Annotated in this window: 23 protein-coding genes; 7 read left to right on the top strand and 16 right to left on the bottom strand. The window is 64.4% G+C overall.

What is annotated here, in order from left to right; genetic code table 11:
• Nucleotides 1-41 precede the first annotated feature (41 nt).
• Together XH96_RS30390 and XH96_RS30385 are read right to left on the bottom strand one after the other, a co-directional pair.
• Nucleotides 42-1,106 carry an SDR family oxidoreductase gene (locus tag XH96_RS30390; RefSeq protein WP_194389233.1) on the bottom strand — a complete coding sequence of 355 codons (1,065 nt, stop codon included), beginning with the start codon at nucleotides 1,104-1,106 and terminating at the stop codon, nucleotides 42-44.
• A gap of 520 nt (nucleotides 1,107-1,626) precedes the next feature.
• Nucleotides 1,627-2,133: a hypothetical protein gene (locus tag XH96_RS30385; protein ID WP_246789790.1), complete on the bottom strand. Its 507-nt coding sequence runs from the start codon at nucleotides 2,131-2,133 to the stop codon at nucleotides 1,627-1,629.
• Nucleotides 2,134-2,387: 254 nt separating this feature from the next.
• Between XH96_RS30385 and XH96_RS30380 the strand changes: the two genes are divergently transcribed.
• Together XH96_RS30380 and XH96_RS30375 are read left to right on the top strand one after the other, a co-directional pair.
• On the top strand, nucleotides 2,388-3,122 hold the full coding sequence (locus tag XH96_RS30380) for a hypothetical protein (protein WP_194389232.1): 735 nt from the start codon (nucleotides 2,388-2,390) through the stop codon (nucleotides 3,120-3,122).
• Between the two features lie 210 nt (nucleotides 3,123-3,332).
• Entirely contained in the window at nucleotides 3,333-4,016 is a 684-nt protein-coding gene (locus XH96_RS30375; protein WP_194389231.1) for a hypothetical protein, read from the top strand.
• Between the two features lie 138 nt (nucleotides 4,017-4,154).
• On the opposite strand, the gene XH96_RS30370 is transcribed toward XH96_RS30375, so the two are convergent.
• From XH96_RS30370 to XH96_RS30345, 6 genes are all read right to left on the bottom strand, one after another.
• Nucleotides 4,155-4,625 carry a GNAT family N-acetyltransferase gene (locus XH96_RS30370; RefSeq protein ID WP_194389230.1) on the bottom strand — a complete coding sequence of 157 codons (471 nt, stop codon included), beginning with the start codon at nucleotides 4,623-4,625 and terminating at the stop codon, nucleotides 4,155-4,157.
• 352 nt (nucleotides 4,626-4,977) lie between these two features.
• Entirely contained in the window at nucleotides 4,978-5,187 is a 210-nt protein-coding gene (locus tag XH96_RS30365; RefSeq protein WP_194389229.1) for a YodC family protein, read from the bottom strand.
• Between the two features lie 322 nt (nucleotides 5,188-5,509).
• On the bottom strand, nucleotides 5,510-6,262 hold the full coding sequence (locus tag XH96_RS30360; RefSeq protein WP_194389228.1) for an HAD family hydrolase: 753 nt from the start codon (nucleotides 6,260-6,262) through the stop codon (nucleotides 5,510-5,512).
• Complete coding sequence (hemF, locus tag XH96_RS30355; RefSeq protein WP_194389227.1) at nucleotides 6,259-7,146, bottom strand: oxygen-dependent coproporphyrinogen oxidase; 888 nt, start codon at nucleotides 7,144-7,146, stop codon at nucleotides 6,259-6,261. The genes XH96_RS30360 and hemF overlap by 4 nt, the downstream gene beginning before the upstream one ends.
• Nucleotides 7,147-7,280: 134 nt before the next feature.
• Nucleotides 7,281-7,913 (bottom strand): 7-carboxy-7-deazaguanine synthase, encoded by a 633-nt coding sequence (queE, locus tag XH96_RS30350; RefSeq protein WP_194389226.1) that lies wholly within the window; start codon nucleotides 7,911-7,913, stop codon nucleotides 7,281-7,283.
• Nucleotides 7,914-7,931: 18 nt separating this feature from the next.
• Nucleotides 7,932-8,390 (bottom strand): tRNA (cytidine(34)-2'-O)-methyltransferase, encoded by a 459-nt coding sequence (locus XH96_RS30345; protein ID WP_061878523.1) that lies wholly within the window; start codon nucleotides 8,388-8,390, stop codon nucleotides 7,932-7,934.
• A 279-nt stretch (nucleotides 8,391-8,669) separates the two neighbouring features.
• Here XH96_RS30345 and petA point away from each other — a divergent pair, with 279 nt between their 5' ends.
• From petA to XH96_RS30320, 5 genes are all read left to right on the top strand, one after another.
• Nucleotides 8,670-9,200, top strand: a complete 531-nt coding sequence (gene petA / locus XH96_RS30340) for a ubiquinol-cytochrome c reductase iron-sulfur subunit (RefSeq protein ID WP_194389225.1) — start codon at nucleotides 8,670-8,672, stop codon at nucleotides 9,198-9,200.
• A 62-nt stretch (nucleotides 9,201-9,262) separates the two neighbouring features.
• On the top strand, nucleotides 9,263-11,335 hold the full coding sequence (gene fbcH, locus XH96_RS30335) for a cytochrome b/c1 (RefSeq protein WP_194389224.1): 2,073 nt from the start codon (nucleotides 9,263-9,265) through the stop codon (nucleotides 11,333-11,335).
• Nucleotides 11,336-11,597: 262 nt separating this feature from the next.
• Nucleotides 11,598-12,272 carry a dienelactone hydrolase family protein gene (locus XH96_RS30330; RefSeq protein WP_194389223.1) on the top strand — a complete coding sequence of 225 codons (675 nt, stop codon included), beginning with the start codon at nucleotides 11,598-11,600 and terminating at the stop codon, nucleotides 12,270-12,272.
• A gap of 383 nt (nucleotides 12,273-12,655) precedes the next feature.
• Entirely contained in the window at nucleotides 12,656-14,821 is a 2,166-nt protein-coding gene (locus XH96_RS30325) for an anthranilate synthase component I (protein ID WP_194389222.1), read from the top strand.
• 148 nt (nucleotides 14,822-14,969) lie between these two features.
• The gene (locus XH96_RS30320) at nucleotides 14,970-15,509 is read left to right on the top strand and encodes an adenine phosphoribosyltransferase (protein ID WP_018323310.1); all 540 of its coding nucleotides are present in this window, start codon (nucleotides 14,970-14,972) and stop codon (nucleotides 15,507-15,509) included.
• A 37-nt stretch (nucleotides 15,510-15,546) separates the two neighbouring features.
• On the opposite strand, the gene XH96_RS30315 is transcribed toward XH96_RS30320, so the two are convergent.
• The 8 genes from XH96_RS30315 to XH96_RS30280 form a co-directional block, all read right to left on the bottom strand.
• Entirely contained in the window at nucleotides 15,547-16,215 is a 669-nt protein-coding gene (locus tag XH96_RS30315) for a hypothetical protein (RefSeq protein ID WP_194389221.1), read from the bottom strand.
• A 60-nt stretch (nucleotides 16,216-16,275) separates the two neighbouring features.
• Nucleotides 16,276-17,028, bottom strand: a complete 753-nt coding sequence (locus XH96_RS30310; protein ID WP_028179390.1) for a hypothetical protein — start codon at nucleotides 17,026-17,028, stop codon at nucleotides 16,276-16,278.
• A 196-nt stretch (nucleotides 17,029-17,224) separates the two neighbouring features.
• Entirely contained in the window at nucleotides 17,225-18,430 is a 1,206-nt protein-coding gene (locus tag XH96_RS30305) for a M48 family metallopeptidase (RefSeq protein ID WP_194389220.1), read from the bottom strand.
• Between the two features lie 129 nt (nucleotides 18,431-18,559).
• On the bottom strand, nucleotides 18,560-19,120 hold the full coding sequence (locus XH96_RS30300) for a LemA family protein (protein WP_194389219.1): 561 nt from the start codon (nucleotides 19,118-19,120) through the stop codon (nucleotides 18,560-18,562).
• Between the two features lie 137 nt (nucleotides 19,121-19,257).
• Complete coding sequence (locus tag XH96_RS30295) at nucleotides 19,258-20,235, bottom strand: small ribosomal subunit Rsm22 family protein (protein WP_194389218.1); 978 nt, start codon at nucleotides 20,233-20,235, stop codon at nucleotides 19,258-19,260.
• A 113-nt stretch (nucleotides 20,236-20,348) separates the two neighbouring features.
• Complete coding sequence (gene smc / locus XH96_RS30290) at nucleotides 20,349-23,813, bottom strand: chromosome segregation protein SMC (RefSeq protein ID WP_194389217.1); 3,465 nt, start codon at nucleotides 23,811-23,813, stop codon at nucleotides 20,349-20,351.
• 217 nt (nucleotides 23,814-24,030) lie between these two features.
• Nucleotides 24,031-24,687, bottom strand: coding sequence for a DsbA family protein (locus tag XH96_RS30285; protein WP_194389216.1), 657 nt, complete (start codon nucleotides 24,685-24,687; stop codon nucleotides 24,031-24,033).
• Nucleotides 24,688-24,814: 127 nt separating this feature from the next.
• Nucleotides 24,815-25,306, bottom strand: coding sequence for a DUF721 domain-containing protein (locus XH96_RS30280; protein WP_194389215.1), 492 nt, complete (start codon nucleotides 25,304-25,306; stop codon nucleotides 24,815-24,817).
• Nucleotides 25,307-25,359: the final 53 nt, after the last annotated feature.

Genomic DNA, 25,359 nt, shown 5'->3' with positions numbered 1-25,359 from the left:
AAGTTGCGGTCGGTTCGAACACCTCGAGCGAGCCGCCTCGCTCACGGTATGATTCGCTTCTCTCGCAGAGTCGTGAACAGGTCGAAGAAACTTTCGTCCGTCGCCTGATAGTCGAGGAATCCCAGCCGACGACTCTTGCCCATGTCGGTGACAACCTCGATCGGCCGGCCGAGGTCTCCATCGGTGTGCCACGCAGACGCCAGTCGGTTGAGATCCGGTTCTGCCAAATGATGCTTCCGGGCGATGTCGGACCAGATCGGGCCGGCGTCGCTCATCTGTCGCTCAAGCGGAAGGCGCTCGCTCGGAAACGCTGCTGGCTGCAGTCCGAACCAGGCCGCCAGGCGCCCCCACATCCACTTCCAACGGAACACGTCCCCGTTGACAACATTGAAAGCCTGATTGCGGGCAGCATCTGTCGTGGCCGCCCATTCCAGATGTCTGGCCAACAGTCTGGCGTCCGTCATATCCGTTAGTGCGTTCCACTGAGTTGCAGAGCCTGGAAACAGAAAAGGCCGTCCGATCTCGCGGCAGATCGTGGCATACGCAGCGAGCGTCGTGCCCATGTTCATGGCATTCCCGACGGCATAGCCTATGATCGTATGTGGCCGGTGAATGCTCCAGCTGAAGCCGTCTCGTTTCGCCGCCGCGAACACGGCATCTTCCTGGGCATAATAGAAATTCTCAGTATCGAGCCGAGGCTGATCCTCTCGAAACGGCGTGGCGATCAAGCTGCTTTGACCATAGGATTCGAACGGCCCGAGATAGTGCTTGAGGCCGGTTACGAGTGCGACATGCCTGACCGACCCGGCAGATGACAATGCATCCAGCAAGTTGCGCACCATCGCAGAGTTGATCAGGATATTCTCTGCCTCCGTTTTCTGTGCAAGCCACGAGGTGAAGAAAACGTGCGTGGGACGCAGATCGCGCAACGCCGATCCGAGCGACGCCGGATCCAACAGATCAGCGGCGATCGGCAACATACCCGCGATATCAGTTCCTGGCCTGCGCGCCAGCCCGGACACGGACCACCCGCGCGCCAGGAGATGCCGGGCCAGGTTGTTGCCCACTATGCCGGTTGCTCCTGCGACAAGTGCGGAACGTTCCATCTTCGGATCCTTTGCGATCCATTCGAGATGGGGCGCCGATGAAGCGCAAGCAATCCGAATCCCCGATTCGTGATGTTGCGAGTTGGTCCGGCTCTGGCCCGTGGCCGATCTTGGTCGACACGCCGCAAGCCCTGCGTCCTGAAGGTGACCCGAACCGCATCAGGCTAGGCGCTCATGACCCTGAACGGACATCTGATGCACCAGTCGAATGTGCAGCAAAGACGTCGTCTTTGCTCTACGATCGCATGCTTCGTTGAAGGAAGGAAATCGCATCAGCAATCGATTGGGCGCGAACTGCCGTGTCAAACCCCATCGAATAGCCCGCTTCGCAGATTTCAGCGGACGCGAATTGCTCCGTTGAGCCTTTCTCAATGTGACCCTAAGCTGACTTGCGCTGTGCAGGCTTCGGGCGTAGTTCGCCATGAGGGGATGGCCCTGACGGCAATGCAGGATGTCTCTGCGCTCCGTGGAGCCATTTGAGCCGACGCGTCCGCCACAAACCCAGCCGCCGACTTTTGCTTCAACGCCAGCCCGCTGCTATCGCCACGCTGCTGCAATAAGCCGAGGTCTCGCCTGACCGCCAGCCAGTGAGCCGTCCGGCTTCCTTGCATTCCTCGTAGCTCTTGTAATTGCCGACGTTGCGGCACGTTGCCGAGTACACGCCGCCCGAAACGTTGCAGCCAACCCAGGGCTTGTCGCCCAACTTGAAGCTCGATTGGCAGCCGCCGACGCAGTTGTTGGTGGTGGCGGCGAGCTTGGCAAGCTTGGTGACATCCGAGGTCGGCGCGGCTATTGCCGCGGCAGGAGAGATGGCGGCGAACCTTCTACTGCGCGCGACCACACGATGCGCAGGCTTGGACCGCATCATCTGCTTGGGCGCTTCGACGGTAACGCTTGGAAGCTCGGCCCCGGGCGGCGTCGGTTGCGACATAGCCGTGCCGGCAAGGGCGCACAGCAACGGCAGTGTGATTGACGAGACGGCGAAAGCGCTACGCGCAACCAAGTGCGACGACAACGTCATGACCATGTTTCTCCCCAAAGCGGGACGGTCAATTCCGCTCCCGCTGCTTGAGAGTACCACTTTCGTATTCAAGTTGAAGCATGAATGTTCACAACCGAAAGACCTTCGCCATTCGTTCGACTTCGCGCTGGTAAAGCTTAGTTTGCTTTAGGATGTCCGGTCATGGCCCATTGCAGACTCAGCCGATGACCAAATCCTAACTTTCCGGATGTAGGTTTTGCGGCGAACTGCGCGTCGTCCGATACTGGATTGATCATGAAATGACCAAGGCCGATCAACCATCAGAACACCTTCGGTTGGCCGCGGAACTTGCCGTCGGTCTCGCGCGGCGCCTTTCAATGACGCTCGAACCTGGCGACCTGCCAGACTACTATTGGCACTACGCGCAAACTCCGTTCGAAGATGGATGCGATGTGCTTTGGGAGCTTGGCGTCGCCTTGACCTTGGTAACGACTGCGACTGGCTACCAAGGGATGACTCGGCAGCAATATGTCGATGCAAAGGGGCATCCGGGCGAGGAAACATTTGCCGTCTATAAGTTCTTCCAAGCTCACGAAACACGAGCGCGAGTGCTTGCCTGTGGTGAGATTTCGTATGTGTTGTTCAAACGCCTGCTGGAGGCATATGTCGAGACCGCTTGCGAATACGGCCCTGCCGGGACGCAGCTCTTTTCAGGCTCTGAACCGTTCAAGCCGACGGCCGAATTTGATAGCGAGATTGCCGCGCTCGTCGCGTGCGGATATGCCGAACGTTGCGGTGACATGGTCAAATGGACCGCCAAGATTGCTCCAGCGATCCAGCCAGAGCCTCGTCAGGCGGATCGAGGTCCAGAGATCACCTTGCAACGCACTGTGCTTGATCGCGTGGCGAGCCTCCTACAAGACCGCAACCCCATCGCAGCCATCGCCCTTGTCCGGGCGGAAACAGGTGCCGACCTCCATATGTGCAAGGCGTATGTAGATGACCTCGTGCAAAAAAGCCGTCGAAGCAAATGAGAGCACCCAACAATCGCTTCTCGGCTGGCGTCTTGGATCGCAAATTCTAGGCTTCCGCTGTTGGCCCCTTGGCGGACCAATCGATGCCGTATGCCCGGCGGCAGCTTTTGAGCCGTTGCGGACATTCCGGCCCTATGCGATCGCAACTGCGGAACTCGCATGTCAAGATCACCGCGGGATTGGAAGCTACGCAGCGAGTGCGAGCTTAGCATGAATGGTCAAGTCTGGATAAGCGAAGTGATGAGCAATGGCGTGCTCGGTGACAAACTCGGTCTTCGCCAAAAATGGTTCGGCGAACCGTGGGAAGCGCCTTACGTACAACACCGCGTTCCAAAGAAAAGCGAGAAGGTGTTTGCGGCCATCTTAAAGCATGCGGCGGGCCAGACAATGAAGCGCGAAGAGCTGCCGGAGGCCTCGGCCGTGTACAGCATGTCGCATTTCAAGCGCGCAAAAGACGTTCTCTTTATAGGAGCCTTCCTCGCCGCGAAGGGTAAAGTCGCCGAGGTCCTTTCCAAGTTCGATTTCGGTGTTGGCGGCGGGCTCGTGCCCCATACCATCTACGAGGCGGACGAGAAAACACCGCTGCCCGGTCCATTCTATATCGTCAATTTCGGGCCTACGAAGGACTGTTTCCTTCCGGATGCGAGCACCAACATCGAAAAAATCGGTGTTAGCCGCCAAACAGGTCAGTCCGTTTGGTCGCTGCTGAATCTCAAGGATGGCGACATTGCGGTTTCGTCCGCTGCTCTGGCTGGGTCCGATCTGTGGATGTGCGCTGGGATAAGCCAAAGCCGCATCTTTATGAGCCATCGCCTCGTCGAGGCGCTCAGGTCCACACTCAGCGATGCAGACTTCGACGATTTCGAACTCCACCGCTGCAGGGTCTTGGGGTAGCTGCAGGGAATGCTGTTGCGGGTGAAGGCAGCCGATACTGACGGGCTGCTCCGGCGTTGGATAGGTCGCCTTGTCGCCCAAAGGCGACCTCTCCCGCTGCTCAAGGTAATCCCTTGATCCGTCCAGGTTGATCGAACGTTAGTCCGACGCCCCCCGAAATGGCTTCGACATGACGATTGTCCGCTCTTCCCCGTAGAACTCTTCCCGAACGACATTGAAGCCCCACTTCGCATAGAAGGGCTGTGCCGTAATCGAAGACTGCACGTTCAACGCGCGGATGGATTGAGCAAGGGCAACGTTTTCGACCGCGCCCATGAGCTTCGTCGCGATGCCCCCCCGCTGATGGTCAGGATGGACGAAGACAGACTTGACGGTATCGCCGCTGAGACTTGCGGTTCCAACAACCCGCCCATCCACGATGGCGACGAAGGCATGCCAGCCCTCAAGGTTTGACGCGACCTTTTCTGGCAATGTCAAAACCAGGCGGTCGATCACAGACGCCGGATAGTCCCTGGCATTGGTTTCGCGTAACGCCCGTAAAACGATGTCGTGGACGGCATGGCAATCATCAGCCGTGGCGCGCCTAATTGCGATCTGCTTCTCCAGCATAGCTGTCTCCTTCAATGTGAAACCGGGAGACAGGCACAAAAAATCCCGCCTCCAGGGCGGGTAGTGCGAACACTATGGACCGCGCGCTAACCCGCCAACGAATGGGCGGTGCTAAACTTCTTAGAAGCGCGCGAGCGATTGTTATCCATGCGATGAAGACTGCCACTTCTCGGTAAAGTTGTCCAGCGTGTACGCTGCTGGCCCGGCCACGCTCACGTCTGTGATGTCGCCTGTTGGCCCTCCTGCGACATCCAGCGATGACCTCTGCTGCACTGCTGTTGGCAGAGAAGCGGAGATCGGGAGCGTCGCAGCGGAACGCTCCGATCCAACGAGGATGCAGTGTCAGGCGCGCCTACTCCTCCTCGTCGTCGTCCTCCTCTTCATCCTCATCCTCATCATCCTCTTCGACCTGCACGAGCACGGCCAGCGGCAGCGTCTCGCGGAACAGGTCGCCTTCCATGCCCATCCACAGGCACAGCACCTCGTCCGCCTTCACCTCCGCAACGGTCAGCGGCTGGCCGCCGGATTTCAGCATCACCACGTCGCCGGCTTTCAATTCCATGGACTGTCCTTTCGGGTTGATCGGCCGTGAGGCTAGCAGGCGGTCATGACATGCCGATCACGTCGGCTGCGCGTCCCGGGAAATTCGGCGGGGGCGTCGCGCTACGGTCTCAGGCGCTTGCGCGTGATCGGCGGGTCCGGCTGGCACTGGTTGATGATGCGGCTCACGCAGAAGCCCGTCCATCACAAGCCCGCGACGATGACATCATACCCCTGTTTTGCCCGACGGGTCAAAGCGGATTTCGAAAAATCCGTAAATCCTTGATTCTGCAGCAGCCGGCTACTGTGCATGGGGTTGTTTTCGCAGTTTTTGTTTTGCCTGGTTACGCCTGGTCGGGCAGCAGCTCGCCGAGCGAGCGGATGATGCGGTCGGGCCTGACCGTCGAGCCTTCGGGCAGGCCGTCGCCATGCACGTCCATCCAGATCGAGTAGATGCCGAGACGCTGCGGCGTCACGACTTCCCATTCCAGGTTGTCGCCGATCATCCAGGTCTCCTCGGCGGTGACGCCGAGCGCCTGCATGGCGTGCAGATAGGCGCGCTCCTCGGGCTTGCCGAAGCCGTGCTCGCCTTCGATCTGGATGTGGTGGAAGCGGTGCGCCAGCTCGAAGCGCTCGACCTTGGCGCGCTGCATGTCCGCGGCACCGTTGGTGACCAGCGCGAGCTTGATGCCGAGCGCCTTGAACCGGTCGATCGCCTCATGCGCACCGGGAAACACGAACATCTCCTCCTCGCGATAGGCGGTGAAGCGGTCGGCGAGGCGAACGGCGAGATCGTCGGGCAGGGCGCGGTGGCCGGCCGCCGCAAGCGCGGCAAAGCCGCCCTTGACCGTCAGGTGCCGCGCCTCGGCGAGCTTCATCCGCCACGCCGCTTCCGCGTTCGCCCAGAAGTTTCGCGCGAAGGCCAGCACCGCGGTGGCGACCTGGGCCGGCGGCAGCGGCGCAAGCTCCTCGGCAAACTCGTTCGCGATCGTGTTCCAGGCGATCTCGGGCCGGCCATAGGCCGACAGGATGGTGTCGTCCATGTCGATCAGCATGGCGCGCGGCAGCGGCCTCACTGCAAGTTTCATCGTGGTCATGGCCACTTCACCTCCGGGGGCAGCGACGACAGGATGGAATCCACATTGCCGCCGGTCTTGAGTCCGAAGATGGTGCCGCGGTCGTAGAGCAGGTTGAACTCGACATAGCGGCCGCGCCGGATCAGCTGCTCCTCGCGATCCTCCGCGCTCCAGCCTGTCGCGAAATTGCGCCGCACGATCTCGGGATAGATCTTCAGGAAGGCGCGGCCGACGTCCTGGGTGAAGGCGAGGTCGGCGTCCCAGTCGCCGCTGTCGTGCCAGTCGTAGAAGATGCCGCCGATGCCGCGCGCCTCTTTCCGGTGCGGCAGGTAGAAATACTCATCGCACCACTTCTTGTACCTGTCGTAGTCGGCGACGCCATTCGGCTGCGCGCAGGCCTGTTTCATCGCGGCGTGGAAGGCGATCGTGTCAGCATCCTCCTGCGTCCGCCTTCGCTCCAGCACCGGCGTGAGGTCGGCGCCGCCGCCGAACCAGGCCTTGGTGGTGACGACGAAGCGGGTGTTCATGTGCACGGCGGGCACGTTCGGATTGCGCATATGCGCGATCAGCGAGATGCCGGAGGCCCAGAACTTCGGGTCTTCTGCGGCGCCCGGGATCTGTGCGCGAAATTCGGGCGCGAACTCGCCGTGCACGGTCGAGCAGTGCACCCCGACCTTCTCGAACAGGCGGCCATGCATCATCGACATCACCCCGCCGCCGCCGGCCGCGCCGGTATGATCGGTGCGCTGCCAGGGCGTGCGCCTGAAGCGGCCGGTTTCGCCGGGATAGAGGCTTGGCGGTGCGTCGTCCTCGAGCCGCTCGAAGCTCGCGCAGATGTCGTCGCGCAATCGCTCGAACCAGGCGCGGGCGCGGGCCTTGCGGTCGTCTATCGTTGAGGCGTCCATCTGCATTCCCGGTCGCTTACCACGTGGAGTGTGCCGTAGGGTGGGCAAAGGCGCCCTTGCGCCGTGCCCACGTCTCTTACCGTGATCTTGAATCGTGGGCACGCTCCGCTTTGCCCACCCTACAAAATCTGTCCCTATCTGATGCCGAGCGATTTATGCGTCTGCACGCTGAGCCGCCATTGCGGATGGCGCAGGCAGTAGTCGATCGCCTGCGCAGTGTTCCTGATGACCTCGGGCCCGTCCATCGGTTGCAGCGAGAAGCGCTCGAAAGCCAGATCCTCGAAAGTCTCCGGCGCAGCCAGCGCCTGGGGATAGACGAGCTTCAGCTCGTGGCCCTGGCGAAGGACCAGCTCGCTGCCGCCCTTGGGGCTGACGCAGATCCAGTCGAGGCCATCAGGCGCAGGGATCGTGCCGTTGGTCTCGACGCCGATCTCGAAGCCGCGGGCGTGAAGCGCTTCGATCAGCTCGGCATCGACCTGGAGCAGGGGCTCGCCGCCGGTCAGCACCACGTAGCGATTGCCGCCCGAGGCGGTCCATTGCGCGGCAATGGTGTCCGCGAGTTCCACGGCCGAGGCATAACGGCCGCCGAGGGTGCCATCGGTGCCGACGAAATCGGTGTCGCAGAACTTGCAGGTCGCGTCGGCGCGGTCGGCCTCGCGGCCGCTCCAGAGGTTGCAGCCGGCAAAACGGCAGAACACGGACGCACGCCCGGCATGGGCGCCTTCGCCTTGCAGGGTCAGGAAGATTTCCTTGACCGCGTAACTCAATCGTCTCTCCTCAACCTGTCAGACTTGCGGGTTCCGGATCTGCCGCAGCGCCTCGCCTGCGGCCATGGCCGCGCTCATCGCCACATTCAGCGACCGCAGTCCCGCCTCGATCGGGATCACCAGCCGCGCGTCGGCGGCCTCGACCACCGCGTCGGTGACGCCGGCGCTCTCGCGTCCGAATAGCAGGATGTCCGACCTCTGGTAATGAAAATCGCGGTAGTCGGTCGCAGCCTTGGTGGTGAACAGCAGCAGTCGGTAGCCCTGTGCCGCGCGCCAGTCCTCGAATTTCGACCAGGAGTCGTGGCGGGTCAGCCGGACATGGTCGAGGTAATCCATTCCCGCCCTGCGGAACAAGCGGTCGGAGACGGGGAAGCCCGCAGGTTCGATGATATGGGCGTCCATGCCCAGACAGGCGCAAAGCCTGAGAATCGTGCCGGTGTTCTGAGCGATGTCAGGCTGAAAAAGCGCTATCTGCATGGGCTGTGTTCGGGGGTCGATGCGGGCGGGAATGTCTCAATAAAACATCGCCCGCCCGGGAATTCGTGCATGGCACGCTCCCACGCCGTTAGCGGGCTTGCGCTCGCCCGGCAAGGGTGCCAATAGAACGATTCTGGACTGCTGTTTCACCCGTTTAGAGGTGGACAAGCGAAGTTCTGCCGCCGCGGGGGGCCGCGGGCGCCGGCAGCCTTTCCGGGGACCTCTTGGGCGCCCCTCGGAGCGGTTCCACCGGTAGCACAAGAAGAAAGGGTTGGAATCGTGACGACAGCGTCTTCGGCGGACCATCCGACACGCCGTGATTTCTTATTCGTTGCAACGGGGGCAGCTGCAGCAGTAGGGGGCGCGGCTGCGCTCTGGCCCTTCATCTCCCAAATGAATCCTGACGCCTCGACCATCGCCGCCGGCGCGCCGATCGAGGTCGATCTCAGCCCGATCGCGGAAGGCCAGGACATCAAGGTGTTCTGGCGCGGCAAGCCGATCTACATCAGCCACCGCACCAAGAAGCAGATCGAGGAGGCGCGCGCCGTCAACGTGGCGAGCCTGCCCGATCCGCAGACCGACGAGGCCCGGGTCAAGTCCGGCCACGAGCAGTGGCTGGTCGTGATCGGCATCTGCACCCATCTGGGCTGCATCCCGATCGCTCATGAAGGCAGCTACGACGGGTTCTTCTGCCCCTGCCATGGTTCGGTGTACGACACGTCCGGCCGCATTCGCCAGGGCCCAGCGCCCTCGAACCTGCCCGTGCCGCCGTATCAGTTCGTTTCCGACACCAAAATCCAGATCGGCTGACCTTCGGGCCTTAGTCCGAAGCTTCGCGCCGTCTCGTCGTACTATTTCCTCAGGATCGCATCATGAGCGGACCATCCGACTACCAGCCGAGCAATCCGGCCCTGCAATGGATCGAGCGGCGCCTGCCGATCTTTGGTCTCATCCATTCCTCCTTCGTCGCCTATCCCACCCCGCGCAACCTGAACTATTGGTGGACCTTCGGCGCCATTCTGTCCTTCATGCTGGGGATGCAGATCCTGACCGGCGTGATCCTGGCGATGCACTACACGCCGAATGCCGATCTCGCCTTCAAGTCGGTCGAGCTGATCGTGCGCGACGTGAACTACGGCTGGCTGCTACGCAACATGCACGCGGTCGGCGCCTCGATGTTCTTCGTCGCCGTCTACGTCCACATGTTTCGCGGCCTGTACTACGGGTCCTACAAGGAGCCGCGCGAGGTGCTGTGGATCCTTGGCGTCATCATCTACCTCCTGATGATGGCGACGGGCTTCATGGGCTACGTGCTGCCCTGGGGCCAGATGAGCTTCTGGGGTGCCACCGTCATCACCAACCTGTTCTCAGCCGTTCCCTATGTCGGCGACAGCATCGTGACGCTGCTGTGGGGCGGCTATTCGGTCGGCAACCCGACGCTGAACCGCTTCTTCTCGCTGCACTATCTGTTGCCGTTCGTGATCGCGGGCGTCGTCGTGCTGCACGTCTGGGCGCTGCACGTCGCCGGCCAGAACAATCCCGACGGCGTCGAGCCGAAGACGGAAAAGGACACGGTGCCGTTCACGCCGCATGCCACCATCAAGGACATGTTCGGCGTTGCCTGCTTCATGCTGCTGTACGCCTGGTTCATCTTCTACATGCCGAACTATCTCGGCGACGCCGACAACTACATTCCGGCGAACCCGGGCGTGACGCCGCCGCACATCGTGCCGGAATGGTATTACCTGCCGTTCTACGCCATCCTGCGCTCGATCCCGAACAAGCTCGCAGGCGTCATCGCGATGTTCGGGGCGATCATCATCCTGTGCTTCCTGCCCTGGCTTGATGCCGCCAAGACGAAGTCGTCGAAGTACCGTCCGCTCGCCAAGCAGTTCTTCTGGATCTTCGTCGCGGTCTGCATCCTGCTCGGCTATCTCGGCGCGCAGCCGCCGGAGGGCATCTACGTCATTGCCGGCCGGGTCCTGACGGTCTGCTACTTCGCCTACTTCCTGATCGTGCTGCCGCTGCTCGCGCGCATCGAGAAGCCGCGGCCGGTGCCGAACTCGATCTCGGATGCAGTCCTGGCCAAGACCGGCAGCCGGTCGACGCCGATGGTCTCCACCGCGATCGTGCTGGCGCTCGCCGGTTCGCTGTTCGCTGGCTCGATCGACAGCGCGAAAGCATCTGAAGGCAGCGATACGCCGCCCGGCAACAAATGGTCGTTCTCGGGCCCTTTCGGCACGTTTGACCGCGGGGCGCTGCAGCGTGGCCTGAAGGTCTACAAGGAGGTCTGCTCCAGCTGCCACGGCTTGTCTTACATTGCCTTCCGCAACCTCGCCGAGGCCGGCGGCCCCGGCTATTCGGTGGCGCAAGCCGCGGCGTTTGCTTCCGAGTACAAGGTCAAGGACGGTCCGAACGATGCGGGTGACATGTTCGAGCGTCCGGGCCGGCCGGCGGATTATTTTCCCTCGCCATTCCCGAACGAGCAGGCTGCGCGTGCGGCGAACGGCGGTGCGGCGCCGCCCGACCTGTCCCTGATCACCAAGGCGCGCTCTTACAAGCGCGGTTTCCCCTGGTTCATTTTCGACGTCTTCACCCAGTACCAGGAGCAGGGGCCTGACTATGTCGCCGCGCTGCTCCAGGGCTATGAGGAGAAGGTGCCGGAGGGCGTGACCATCCCGGAGGGCTCGTACTACAACAAGTACTTCCCCGGTCACGCCATCAAGATGCCGAAGCCGATCAGCGACGGCCAGGTGACCTATGACGACGGCTCGCCGACCACGGTCGCGCAGTACGCCAAGGACGTCACCACGTTCCTGATGTGGACCGCAGAGCCGCACATGGAAGCGCGCAAGAGCCTCGGCTTCCAGGTCTTCGTGTTCCTGATCATCTTCGTGGGGCTGATGTATTTCACCAAGAAGAAGGTCTGGGCCGCCTCGCACTGAGCCGCGCAAGACGAGCGAGAAAAGAAAGAGCCCCCGGAAGGGGGCTTTTTTGTCGGACTCGTGTCCCGGACGCGCGAAGCGCGCGCCGGGACCCAGGATGCGTGTGGCTGGGCCCCGGATCAGCAACGCATCACGCCGCGAAGGCGGCGCGCGGCATTGCATCCGGGGCACGAGAGTGTGTTGCTTGGCGCGATTGCGTATCGCTCGCTCAATCGCCACAATAGCCCTCAACCGCTCCCCCAAAAACGCGTCGGAGGACACCATGGGAACCACCATCACGTTCAAGCGCCCGGACGGCAAGGACGCCGCGGGCTATCTCGCCAACGCCGCGCGCGGCAACGCGCCGGGCGTGGTCGTGATCCAGGAATGGTGGGGCTTGTCGGACCAGATCAAGGGCCTGTGCGACCGCTTTGCGCTGGCCGGCTTCGACGCGCTGGCGCCCGATCTCTACAAGGGGAAGGTGGTGCCCTATCACGACACCGATTCTGCCAACAAGGAGATGAGCTCCCTCGACTTCATGGACGCCACGACGCAGGCGGTGCGTGGCGCCGCGCAATATCTTGCGCGCAACGGCGCCAAGGTCGGGCTGACCGGCTTCTGCCTCGGCGGCGCCGTGACCATCATCGGCGCGACCAAGATCCCGGAGCTCGCGGCCGGCGTCGTGTTCTACGGCATCCCGCCCGAGCAGGCGGCCAAGCCCGCCGACGTCAAGATCCCGCTCCAGGCCCATTTCGCCAACAAGGACGATTGGTGCACGCCGGAGCTGGTCAATGGCTTCGAAAAGGCGATGAAGGCCGCCGGCAAGTCGCTGGAGCTGTTCCGTTATGACGCCGAGCACGCTTTCGTCAACGAGCAGCGCCAGGCCGTGCACGACCGCGAAGCCGCCGAGCTTGCCTGGGGCAGGGCGACGGAGTTTTTCAGGAAACATCTGGGCTAGGGGCGTGCCAGACCGATCCGAGAACAAAAAGCGGGAGCGCGAGGTCTTCGCGATCCCGGAGGAGTACAGGGCGGCCGTTCGCGAGGGGCTCGATCAAGCTGAGCGCGGCGAGTTTGCCAGCGATGCCGAGATGGCAGTCCTCTGGAAGAAAGTGTGGCCTCTGACCCGCAGCCCGGCCGCCCTTGACGCCGCCCCCGTGCCATGGTGAGTATCCCGCCCATGAGCACCGCCGTCCGCCCAGCCCGTCTTTGGTGGCGCACCTCCTGAAGAGGTGGCCGGTGCGATTTTTCTTTCCCAAATCGTCTGAGGTCGCCAGCGCAGTGCGGCGGCCTGATCGTTTGTCCTGTGTGGCGTTCCCTCGGCAAGTCTCGTAAGAGGACCCCATGAACAGGACCGTCTTTGCCCTCCCGGCCCGAAGCGACTATGTGACCCGCGCAGGTCTTGCGATCACGCGCGTGGCGGAGCAGTTTACCGGCGGCGCCAACAGGCTCGACGACCTCGTCAGCCTGCTCGACCGTCGCCGCGGCGTGGTGCTGTCTTCGGGCACGACCGTGCCCGGCCGCTATGAGAGCTTCGACCTCGGCTTCTCTGACCCGCCGCTCAAGCTCGAGACCACAGGCGTCAATTTCAGGCTGGAAGCGCTGAACGGGCGCGGGCAGGTGCTGATCGCCTTCCTTGGCGACGTGCTGCGCGAGCCCTGCGTGGTGATATCCGAGAAATCGGCCACACGCCTTGCCGGCCACATCATCCGCGGCGATGCGCCGGTCGAGGAGGACCAGCGCACGCGGCGCGCCAGCGTGATGTCGCTGGTGCGCGACCTCGTCGCCGCCTTCTCCGCCAATGATGACGGGCTGCTCGGCCTGTTCGGCGCCTTCGCCTACGACCTCGTGTTCCAGATCGAGGATCTCGTGCAGAAGCGTCCGCGCGAGGCCGACCAGCGCGACATCGTGCTCTATGTGCCCGATCGCCTGCTGGCCTATGACCGCGCCACCGGCCGCGGCGTGGTGCTTACCTACGACTTCGCCTGGAAGGGCAAATCCACGGAGGGCCTGCCGCGCGAGACCGCCGACAGCCCGTACTTGAAGACGCCGCGCCAGGGCTTTGCCGATCACGCGCCCGGTGAGTATCAGGCGACGGTCGAGACCGCGCGCGCGGCGTTTGCGCGGGGCGATCTGTTCGAAGCCGTGCCGGGGCAGCTCTTCGCCGAGCCGTGCGACCGCTCGCCGGCCGAAGTGTTCCAGCGGCTTTGCGTCATCAACCCGTCGCCCTATGGCGCGCTGATGAATCTCGGCGAGGGCGAGTTTCTGGTCTCGGCTTCGCCGGAAATGTTCGTGCGCTCGGACGGTCGCCGGGTCGAGACCTGCCCGATCTCGGGCACGATTGCGCGCGGCGCCGACGCGATCGGCGATGCCGAGCAGATCCGCCAGCTGCTGAACTCGGAAAAGGACGAGTTCGAGCTCAACATGTGCACCGACGTCGACCGCAACGACAAGGCGCGCGTCTGCGTGCCGGGCACGATCAAGGTCCTGGCGCGTCGCCAGATCGAGACTTACTCAAAGCTGTTCCACACCGTCGATCATGTCGAGGGCATGCTGCGCCCCGGCTTCGACGCGCTCGACGCCTTCCTCACCCATGCCTGGGCCGTGACCGTCACAGGCGCGCCAAAGCTCTGGGCGATGCAGTTCGTCGAGGATCACGAGCGCTCGCCGAGGCGCTGGTATGCGGGGGCGATCGGCGCGGTGAATTTCGACGGCAGCATCAACACCGGCCTCACCATCCGCACCATCCGCATGAAGGATGGGCTTGCCGAGGTGCGGGTCGGCGCCACCTGCCTGTTCGATTCCGATCCTGCCGCGGAAGACCGCGAATGCCAGGTCAAGGCTGCCGCGCTGTTCCAGGCGCTGCGCGGCGATCCGCCGAAGCCGCTGTCGACCTTTGCACCCGATGCCACCGGCTCGGGCAAGCAGGTGCTGCTGATCGACCACGACGACAGCTTCGTGCACATGCTCGCCGACTATTTCCGCCAGGTCGGCGCCAGCGTCACCGTGGTCCGCTATGTGCATGCGCTCGACATGCTCAAGCAGAAGAGGTGGGATTTGCTGGTGCTGTCGCCCGGCCCGGGCAGGCCGGAAGATTTCGGGATCAAGAAGACCATCGATGCGGCGCTGGAGAACAAGCTGCCGGTATTCGGCGTCTGCCTCGGCGTGCAGGCGATCGGTGAATATTTCGGCGGCGAGCTCGGCCAGCTCACCCATCCCGCCCACGGCCGGCCGTCGCGGGTCCAGGTGCGCGGCGGGCGCTTGATGCGCAATTTGCCGAACGAGATCGTCATCGGCCGCTATCACTCGCTCTATGTCGAGCGCGACAGCATGCCGGAGGTGCTGAACGTCACGGCCAGCACCGAGGACGGCGTGGCCATGGCGCTCGAGCACAAGTCCCTGCCGGTGGCGGGCGTGCAATTCCATCCGGAATCGCTGATGTCGCTCGGCGGCGAGGTGGGCTTGCGTATTGTCGAAAATGCCTTCCGGCTGGAAGCGGGGGCGAATTGAGTAAGGACCGTCATTTCGAGGAGCCTGCGACAAAATTGCGAAGCAATTTTGCGCTGGCGACGAAGCAATCCAGACTGCTGCCGCGGAGAAGATCTGGATTGCTTCGCTTCGCTCGCAATGACGGTGGAAAAGCCAGAGCGAGATAACCATGACTTTTGACCACGACATCAAGGCGAGCGTCCGCACCATCCCCGACTATCCCAAGCCGGGCATCATGTTCCGCGACATCACGACCCTGCTCGCGGACGCGCGCGCGTTCCGCCGCGCGGTGGACGAGCTCGTCAATCCCTGGGCCGGCAACAAGATCGACAAGGTCGCCGGCATGGAGGCGCGCGGCTTCATCATCGGCGGCGCGGTGGCGCATCAACTCTCGGCGGGCTTCGTGCCGATCCGCAAGAAGGGCAAGCTGCCGCACACCACGGTGCGCATCGCCTACTCGCTCGAATACGGCATCGACGAGATGGAGATGCATGTCGACGCGATTCAGCCCGGCGAGCGCGTCATCCTGGTCGACGACCTCATCGCCACCGGCGGCACCGCCGAGGGCGCGGTGAAGCTGCTCCGTCAGATCGGGGCCAACGTGGTTGCCGCCTGCTTCATCATCGACCTGCCCGAGCTCGGCGGCGCCGCCAAGCTGCGCGCCATGGACGTGCCGGTGCGCACGCTGATGACGTTCGAGGGGCATTGAGCGGGACGGGCGGAGGATACGCCCGGATGGATTGCTATCAAGACCGCTGCAGGATCAGGCTGAGCTCGAGTTCCCGGAAGGCGATGTAGTTCCGCCGGGTCCACTGGTGCAGCTCGGTCGAGGCGTCCTTTTCCTGGCGCAGATAGCCGGTGAAGGAGAAGCTCAGCCGGTCGATATAGGTCTTGAGGAAGCCGGGCAGCGCGGGCAGGCGGAATAGCCGGCCGCCTTCCATCGCGGGCGGCAGCTCGCCGCGCACGATATATTCGTTGTCCACCGTGATCAGGTTCATGCGCGGGATCTGCCCGCGCAGCATCTCATGGGCGCGGGCCGAGGCGCGATCGGTGTCGGCGACGAACAGGATCTGCGGTGCGACATGGCGGCGCGCGGCCTCTTTCAGGAGGCCGATCTCGTCGGTCATCTTGAAGAACTCGTCGAAGGCGTGGAAGCCGAGGTCGATCACCTTGGCAACGCCGTCGTCGAGGATGACGCGGTCCATCAGCTGCATCTTGCCGTAGGTGTCGATCACGTCGGCGGTCTCGGTTACCTTCGGCAGGTAATCGAGCAGCGATGGCTCCTTCAGGTTGACGTCGAAGGCCGCGACGTTGCCGTTCTTGAGCAGCAGGAATTCCGTCAGCAGCCGCGCCAGCAAGGTCTTGCCGACCTGCGGGCGGGGCGAACAGATGATGTAGACGGGTGTCGCGGGCATCGGCAGCTATATCAGGCCAACTCACTGCCCAATCCAGCCGTATCCGCCCGGCTTGCGCAACTATTTTTCGCTGTTGCGGGTCGCGGGCTTCGAACCGACGATGTCGGTCAGCCGGATGCGGTCGAACTCGCTCCAGACATTGGCCAGCCAGTGCCGGACATAGCCGCGCAGCACGAAGGAGTAGTTGGCGGCCTCGTCGTTGATGCCCTTGTTGGCGACGAACTTCAGGAACGGGACGGAGGACACCTCGACCTGCTCATAGGCCATTTCGTTGAGCTTGGGGATGGTCAGCTCGGTCGCGTCCTTGATGCGGTGGAAGTAGGAATTGTAGGTCGCCTGGTCCCACTGGAAGAACTGGGTGTCGTTGATGAAGTTCTTCACCAGGAAATATTTCGCGCCGCCCATGAAGCCTGCGGTCTCGGCGATCTCTTCCAGCGAGGCGATCGAGGGTCCAAGGATGTGGAATACCGCGAAGGTGATCTGGCCGGCCTTGGCGGCGTCGAGGAAGCCGATGTCGCGGAGCGAGGCGAGGGCTGGCGAGAGCAGGCCGGCGCGGACGTCGATGACGGTGACCGACGGGCTGACGGCGTTGAGCGTGTCGAAGATCTTCATCTGGTCGGCCGTGGTCGTCATGTCGACGATCTCGGTGATGTCAGGGTGGAAGCGCTTCAGGGTTCCGCGCGGAGACTCCGTGTCGAACGCGCGGGTCGGCACGTTGTTGGCTGAGAAATAATCGAGCAAGGTCCGCGACACCGTGGTCTTGCCGACCCCGCCCTTATCCGCGCCCACCACAACCACTGCCGGCTTTGCCATTGCTGTCCCCTAACGCGCGCCCCCGATCGCGAGATCGCAATCGGCCGGGCCCCAGATCGATGTCCCGAGTCTGCTGTTGGGCGCGAACATGGCAGAAACAAGGGAGAATTCAATTCCTTGGGCCGCAGTTGCGGCAATTCCAGTGGTTTTTCCGGATCACCCGGAAAACCGCCGCGTGTAGCGGTAAATCACGCGCTCAATGGCGGCCCCAAGGTCCCATCGCATTGCCCGCCGGTGCTCCCGAGGGGCCTGGGGCCGGCACGGGCGGCGGTCCAGCCGGATTGCCCGTGTCGTTCCACGGCCCGTGCGGCAGCGGCTGTGCATCCTGTGGGTTGGCCTGTGCCTCGGGTTGTTCCGTCCCGGGTTGATCCGTCTCTTCGGCGGGGTCTGGCAGCGGACCGGGGTCGTGGCCACCGGCGAACTTGACCAGCGCATCGACCCGGGACTGCACGGAAGGGTGGGTCGCGAACAAATCGGCAAAGCCCTCGCGCGGATTGTCGACGCAGAGCTCCATCACCGCCGAGGTCGCGCCAGGCAGTTCGCCGCGACCTTCGATCTTGCGCAGCGCCGAGATCATCGCATCCGGATCTTTCGTCAGCTCGACGGAGCCCGCGTCGGCGAGAAATTCGCGCGACCGCGACAGTGCGAGCTTCACCACCTGGGACAGCAGCCAGGCGACCACGATCAGCACGATCGCGATGATGATCACGATCGCCGCGCCGCCGCCGGAGCTTTTGCTGTCGCTCGATGACGAGGACGACCGGGATGAGGAGGACCCCGAGCCCCCGGAGCTCCAGTTGAAGTTCGTGAACAGGCGGAAGAACAATTCGCCGAAGAAGCCGACCACGCCGGCGATGATGACCGCGACCACCATGAGCTGCACGTCGCCGTTCTTGATGTGAGTCAGCTCGTGGCCCAGCACCGCCTCGATCTCCTTGTCGTTCAGTGCGGCGAGGAGGCCGGTGGTGACGGTGATGGAATATTGCCGCGGATTGAGGCCGGTCGCGAATGCGTTCAGGGCCGGGCTCTCCATGATCTTCAGCTTCGGCAGGGTGATGCCGCGCGAGATGCAGAGGTTTTCCAGCAGATTGTAGAGCCGCGGCTCCTCCTGCCGGGTCACGTCGTGGCCGCCGGTCACGGCATCGATCATCGACTGGTGAAAGAAATAGGCGATCACGGTCCACGCCGCCGCCACGACCGTGGCGATAGGCGCTGCGACCTTCAGATCCTGGAAGGCGTGGCTCAGGTAGAAGGCGACGGTCCGGTTGCTGTCGATGAGAACTTCGGCGACGAGAGCGCCGGCAAAGACCAGCACGTAGACCAGCATGAACAGGCCGGCAAGCAGCAGCATCGAACGAAACCTGTTCGAGGCGATGTGCGTGTAGAGACCATACGCGGCCATGACGCGTCTTCGTCAATGTCCGTCGTTCCGGGGCGCGCCGAAGGCGTGAACCCGGAACCTCGAGATTCCGGGTTCGTCGCTTCGCGACGTCCCGGAATGACGGAGAAAAACAATGGGCATGTCAGGCAATCAGAACTTCACCTGAGGTACGGTCTCGACCTCGGCACGGCTGGCGCCGAGATCGAAGAAGTCCTTCCTGGTGAAGCCGAACATGCCGGCGAACAGCGCGGCGGGCATTTGCTGGATGCCGGTGTTGTATTCCTGGACCGCGTTGTTGAAGAAACGGCGGCTCGCCGCAATCTTGTTCTCGAGGTCGGAGAGTTCGCTGGCGAGCTGCTGGAAATTGGCGTTCGCCTTGAGGTCGGGATAGGCCTCCGACAGCGCGATCAGCCGGCCGAGCGCGCCGGAGAGCTGGTTCTCGGCCGCGGACACCTGCGCGGGTCCCTGCGCCGACATCGCCGAGTTGCGCGCCTTGATGACGTCGTCGAGCGTGCCGCGCTCGTGCGATGCATAGCCCTTCACGGTTTCGACCAGGTTCGGGACCAGGTCGTGACGCTGCTTGAGCTGCACGTCGATATCGGCGAAGGCCTGGCCGACGCGCTGGCTCAGCGCCACCAGGCGGTTATAGGCGCTGAAGGCGAACAGCACGAGGACGACGATGACGCCGAGAACGATCCAGCCGGTCGACATGGAGAACTCCTGAAGAGGGAAGAAGGCGGGCGCTAGCGTAGACCAGATTGGCGCAGGATGAGAGCCCGATGCAGAGGGAGGTTAGACTTGGTCGGATCGGGAGGCATCCGAGTTCAAGGCGAAAGCCCTTGACAGGGTTAACTTTCGGCAATGACGGCATCGCCCCAGCGCCAGCGCCGGGCTCGTGCATAGGCGGTCTTGTCGCGGCGGGGTACCTTCGCAAGTTCAACGCCGCCCTGGCCGCAGAGCTTTGCCGTGATCTCGGCCTTGCCGACATCCGGCGGGGCCAGCACGCGCGCCGCGCGCATTGCGGGCGGTGTGCGGGTCAAGCCGACGTAGATGAAGCGCTCGTCCTCGAACGGCACCTCGGCACCCTTGATCTGGCGGTGCGCCTGCGAGCGCGGTAGGCGCTGGCTGAAATGGCACCAGTCGGGCGCGATGAGCGGGCACGACCTTTCATGCGGGCAGGGTGCGGCGACGTAGGCGCCGGCCGCAATCAATTGCTGGCGCAGTGCGAGGATGCGGGCGTAGCCGGCGGGCGTGCCGGGCTCGATCACGACCAGCGCGTGGCGCGCCTTGCCCCACATCGCCTCGGTCAGCTTGCGCTGACCATCCTCGCTGAGCTCGCCGATGACGTAGCTGGCGACGACGAGATCGGCTGGCGAGACCTCGGCGAGGTTACCGCCGGCATCGCCGGGCAGATAGCGGCACTCCGCCAATCGGGAGCTGCCGCGCGCCAGTTCGAGCGCGAGCCGGCTCAGCGTGGCGTTGGCGTCGAGCAGGGTAAAATCCTGCAGCGAGGGAAACGCCTCCGCGGCGGCCCAGCTCGCGGTGCCCGGGCCTGCGCCGACGTCGAGCAGCGTTTCGGGCGCGAGGTCCGGTGCGATCTCAGCCAGAGCATTGAGGCTGGCGACCACAGCCGCGTAGGTCGCCGGCATGCGCGCCAGTGCGTAGGAGAGGGCATCGGCTTCCGACTTGATCGTGCTGGATGTGCCTCCGGCGCGATAGGCCGTCGAGATCTTTTGGGAGCGCTGTGCGGCGTCGGTGCGGGAGAAGCCCTGGAGCTTGACGTCGAGGGCGGCCTTCAGTTCGGCGGGAAGGGTGGGGGCGATCATGTTTGCCCACCGTCATTCCGGGGCGCGACGAAGTCGCGAACCCGGAATCCAGAAGTTGTCGCGCAAGATTCCGGGTTCGATGCTGCGCATCGCCCCGGAATGACGGCCCAAGATCACGCCACGTTCTGGTCGAGAATGTCCACGGCCTCGGCGAGGCTCACCGAGACGAGCTGCGAGACGCCGCGCTCGGCCATGGTGACGCCGAACAGGCGGTTCATCCGCGCCATCGTGATCGGGTTGTGCGTGATGATGATGAAGCGCGTGTCGGTCGAGCTGGTCATCTCGTGCAGCAGGTTGCAGTACCGTTCGACGTTGTGGTCGTCGAGCGGTGCGTCGACTTCGTCCAGCACGCAGATCGGAGAGGGGTTGGTGAGGAACACCGCGAAGATCAGCGCCATCGCGGTCAGGGCCTGCTCGCCGCCCGAGAGCAGCGACAGCGTCTGCGGCTTCTTGCCCGGCGGCTTGGCGATGATTTCGAGGCCGGCTTCCAGCGGGTCGTCGCTCTCGATCAGATGCAGCGCTGCCTCGCCGCCGCCGAACAGCTCGACGAACAGGCGCTTGAAGTGGTTGTTGACGACCTCGAACGAGGTCAGGAGCCGCTCGCGCGCCTCCTTGTTGAGGCTCTGGATGCCCTGGCGCAGCCGCTTGATGGCTTCGACGAGGTCGTCCCGCTCGGTGACGAGGCCGGTATGCTGGGTCTCGACCTCGCGCAGCTCCTCCTCGGCGCGCAGATTGACCGCGCCCAGGCGCTCGCGGTCGCGCCGCATCTTTTCGAGGTCTTCCTCGATGTCGTGCAGCGGGGGCAGCTCGGCGCCTGGCTCGATCTCGGCAAGGCCGGCGACCGCCTGCGGCTCGACCTCGAGCATGTCGCGGATCTCGCGCTCGACATCCTCCAGCCGGCGCCGGGCGCCTTCCATGCGCTCCTCGGCGCGGGCAGTGGCCTCGCGGGAGCTCGACAGTGCCTCGAGCGTCAGCTTGGCGACCCGATCGGTCTCCGCCATCGCGCTTTCCGCGGTAGCGAGCGCGTCGGCGGCCATGCGGCGATCGTTCTCGGCGTACTCGATCTCGGTGATCAGCGCGCTGCGCTTCTCCGCGAACACGGCCGGCGCGTTTTCGAGCTCGCTGCGCTCGATGGTGAGCTCGGCGATGCGGGCCTGGATGGTGTCGATATGGGAGGCCGCGCTCTCCTTGCGGTTCTGCCACTCGGTGCGCTCGGCGAGGATCGCCTGCACGCGACGGTCGGCGAGCTCGGCCTCGCGTGCCAGCGCCTGCGCCTCGGCGCGGACCTGGGCGGCCATGCGGCGATGGCCCTCGATGTCGCTGCGGACGGCAGCGAGACGCGTTTCGGTGTCCTCGCTCGACGGCAGCTCGCTGATGCCGGCTTCGGCGTATTCGTAGGCGGCCTCGGCTTCGGCGCGGTCGGCGGCGAGACGGCTGTGCGCTTCCGACAGCGTGGCCTTGCGTGCGGCGTGGCGACTGATCTCGCGCTCGGCGGTGGCATGGCGCTCGCGCGCGACATTGAGCTCGCGCTGCGCGGCGCGCCAGGCTTCGCGCGACGCGCCTTCCGTGCTGGCCGCCATCTGCAGCTCGGACTCGGCGTTCTCCAGCGCCTGGCGCTTGATCTGCGCGTCGATGCGGGCCTGCTCCAGCTCGTTCTCGATGTCGACGAGGCGGGCGCGCTCGGCAAGGCGGCGGGCCGCCCCGGTCGGGGCGTGAGCCGCGGCGACGAAGCCGTCCCAGCGCCAGACGTCGCCCTCGGGCGAGACCAGCCGCTGGCCGGTCTTGAGCTGCGAGACCAGCTCCGCCCCGCGCTCGCGCGGCACCACGCCGATCTGCGCCAGGCGGCGCGCCAGCTCGGCCGGCGCCTGCACGTGATCGGCGAGCGGCACGACGCCTTCGGGCAGCGCCGGATCGCCTTCGGTGTGTCCGACATTGGTCCAGCGCATCGGCGCCGACGGGTCGATCGGCGCATCGAGATCGTCGCCGAGGGCGGCGCCGATCGCCTTTTCAAAGCCCTTGTCGACGTTGATGCCGTCGATGATCGGCGGCCACAGATTCTTGGTCTCGCCATTGACGATCTTGGAGATCGTGCGCGCCTCGGTCTCGAGCCGCTGCACGCGCTTGTCGGCCTCGACCAGCGGCGAGCGGGAGGATTCCAGCGTCTGGCGCGCGGCCACGTGCGCAGCCTCGCTCGCCTGGGCGGCGGCTTCTGAAGCGGCCAGCGTCTGCTCCGCGGTCTCGACCAGAGCGGTCAGCTCATCGAGATCGCCGAAGCCACCGGTCTCCTGCGCAAGCTTCTGCTCCTCGGCCGCCACATTCGCGATTTCCTGGTCGAGCCGGGCGAGCTTGTCGCGGTGAGTGCGGACGTTGGCCTCGAGCTGGTTGCGCTTGGCGGTGAGGTCGGCGAGCGCGGTGGTGAGCTCGGCGAAACTCTGCTCGGTTTCGGTCAGCACCGCCTCGGCTTCGGCGACGCGTTCGTCGACGCCGGAGCGCTTCTCGACGCGCGACTTGATCTCCTCCTTCAGCTCGGCGTCTTCGGCGTCGAGCCGCTGCAGGGCGACGTCGGCGTCCATGGTCTGCTGCTGGGCGCGGGAGATGTCGCCTTCGAACTGCGCGAGGCGCCGCTCGAGCTCGGCGACGCGCTCCTTGGCGCGCTCTTCCTCGCGGTCGAGCAGCTCGCGGGCATTGGTCAGGCGCTGGAGCCCGGCTGCGGCGCGTGCCTCGGCATCGCGCAGCGCCGGCATTTCGGCGGCGCGGATCGCCTGGATGCGGGCGGCTTCGGCCTGGTGCTGGGTGCGCTCGGCCATCTCGCGCACCGCGAGATCGTGGGTCTGCGCGGATTCGTTGACGTCGGCATGCGCGCCGATCCAGCGCAGATGGTACAGCGTGGCTTCGGCCTTGCGGACCTTGGCTGCGACCTCGCGATAGCGCACCGCCTGACGGGCCTGCTTCTTCAGGCCTTCCATCTGGCCCGCCAGCTGGCCGATCACGTCCTCGACGCGGGTGAGGTTGGTTTCGGCAGCCTTGAGCCGCAGCTCGGCCTCGTGGCGGCGGGCGTGCAGGCCGGCGACGCCGGCGGCGTCTTCCAGCACGCGGCGGCGCTGTTCCGGCTTGGCCTGGATGATCTCGCCGATCTTGCCCTGGTGGACGAGCGCCGGCGAGCGCGCGCCGGTGGCGGCGTCCGCGAACAGGATCTGTACGTCGCGGGCGCGCACGTCGCGGCCGTTGATGCGGTAGACCGAGCCGGCCTCGCGCTCGATGCGGCGGGAGACCTCCAGAAGCTGGCTGTCGTTCATCGCCGCCGGCGCGGTGCGATCGGCATTGTCGATCGTCATCGTCACTTCGGCGTGGTTGCGCGCGGGACGGTTGCCGGAGCCGGCGAAGATCACCGCGTCCATGTCGGCGGCGCGGAGCGATTTGTACGAGGTCTCGCCCATCGCCCAGCGCAGCGCTTCGACGAGATTCGACTTGCCGCAACCGTTGGGACCGACCACGCCGGTCAGGCCGGGCTCGATGACGAAGTCCGTGGGCTCAACGAAGGACTTGAAGCCGTGAAGGCGCAGGCGGGTGATTTTCATAAGCACGCATCTCTGTTGGCAGGCGCGAATCTCCCTGCCGGGACAATACCATGGAAGGCAATGTCGCTGTCTGGGTGAGTCGCGCGAGGCGGCTCATGCGGCTGGACAATGGCCGCGGTGCGCCGCGAGGGCAACCTGCGAAAGCCGCTTTTCCCAAGGGATTTGTGTCGGGAAGAATGCGGCTCGAGATGCGCGAATCAGGATTGTCGCGTGCGAATCAGCTCTTGAGCAGCGGATTGATCTTCTTGGCGAATTCCTCGAACGAGGCCTCGCCCTTGATCTTCTCGCCGTTGATGAAGAAAGTCGGCGTCGAATCGACCTTCAGCACGTCGCTGGCATATTTCTGGTCGGCAGCGATCTTGTCGAGCAGCGCCTGGTCCTTCAGGCAGGCCTCGACCTGCTGCTGGGTGAGGCCGGCCTGCTTGCCGATCCGCGTCAAGGTCTCCGTGGTGTTCTTCAACACCCAGTCGTTCTGCTGGCGGAACAGCATGTCGGTGACCGCGAAATATTTCGGCGCGTCGCCATTGGCGATGCAGCGCGACAGCATCGATCCGGCGGCGGCTTTGATGTCGAGCGGGAACTCGCGGAAGATGTAACGCACCTTGCCGGTGTCGATGTATTCCTTCTTGATCTTCGGGAACACCTGCTCGTTGAAGGCGGCGCAGTGCGGGCAGGTCATCGAGGCGTATTCGGTGATGGTCACGGCGGCATCGTTCGGGCCGAGCGCCATGTCGGGCAGGGACACGGGCTTGGCCACATCGGCGGCCGATTGCGCCATGGCTTCCGAAACGAACCGCAGCGGCGAGAGCCCGGTGAGCGCGGCAAGCCCGGTCAGCGACAGCATCGTGGTGAAGGCGCGGCGGGTGATGATCAAGGTCGGCTCCCGGGATTGGCAAGGTTCGTCCGAGGTTCCCGCCCGGACGGCCTGTCGCTAGCTCGAAACGTCGATTGAGGCAATGGCGAGCCGCACGGACGGGTCCAGTTTGGCGGCGGAATGAGGCTCAATTTCGCTTGATGGCGGCCCCCAGCCGGGCCAGCGCCGACTTGAGCTCGTCATCCTCAATGCCACCCAGGCTCTCCGCCACCTTGGCGACGCTCTTGGGGTCGGGCGGGCCGGGCCGCACCCGGCGCTGGGCGCGCGACAGAGGAGCCTGGCGGAAGGCGAGCTTGCCGACCGCGTTCCAGCCGAAGAAGCGGTTGACCCGCTCCAGGATGACATCGGCGGAGTGCTGGATCTCCAGCGCCATCGGTCCCTCGACCCGCAGCACCAGGGTCGCCGGCTCCTGCGGCTGGCCCTCCACCGGGCGCGGCCATTGCATCTTGAGCGGCTCGGCATGGGCCGCGATCTCCGGTCCCGCGATCTGCGCCCACCGCGTCACCAGTTCGCGCGCGGCAAAACCCTGCTTGGCATAGGCCTCGGCAAAGACGTCGTCGAGCAGGATGCCGAGCGGCTTGGCGCTGATGGGACCGGGCTTGGGAGGGAATTTGGACATGGGACCTTATAGCACCGCGCGCGGCGCCTCAGGAACTGCTGACCTCATGGCCT

The sequence above is a fragment of the Bradyrhizobium sp. CCBAU 51765 genome (assembly GCF_015291725.1).
GTDB classification, from domain to species: domain Bacteria; phylum Pseudomonadota; class Alphaproteobacteria; order Rhizobiales; family Xanthobacteraceae; genus Bradyrhizobium; species Bradyrhizobium liaoningense.
The sequence above is the reverse complement of the archived record's forward strand: the minus strand, read 5'-3'. Positions and strand labels throughout refer to the sequence as shown.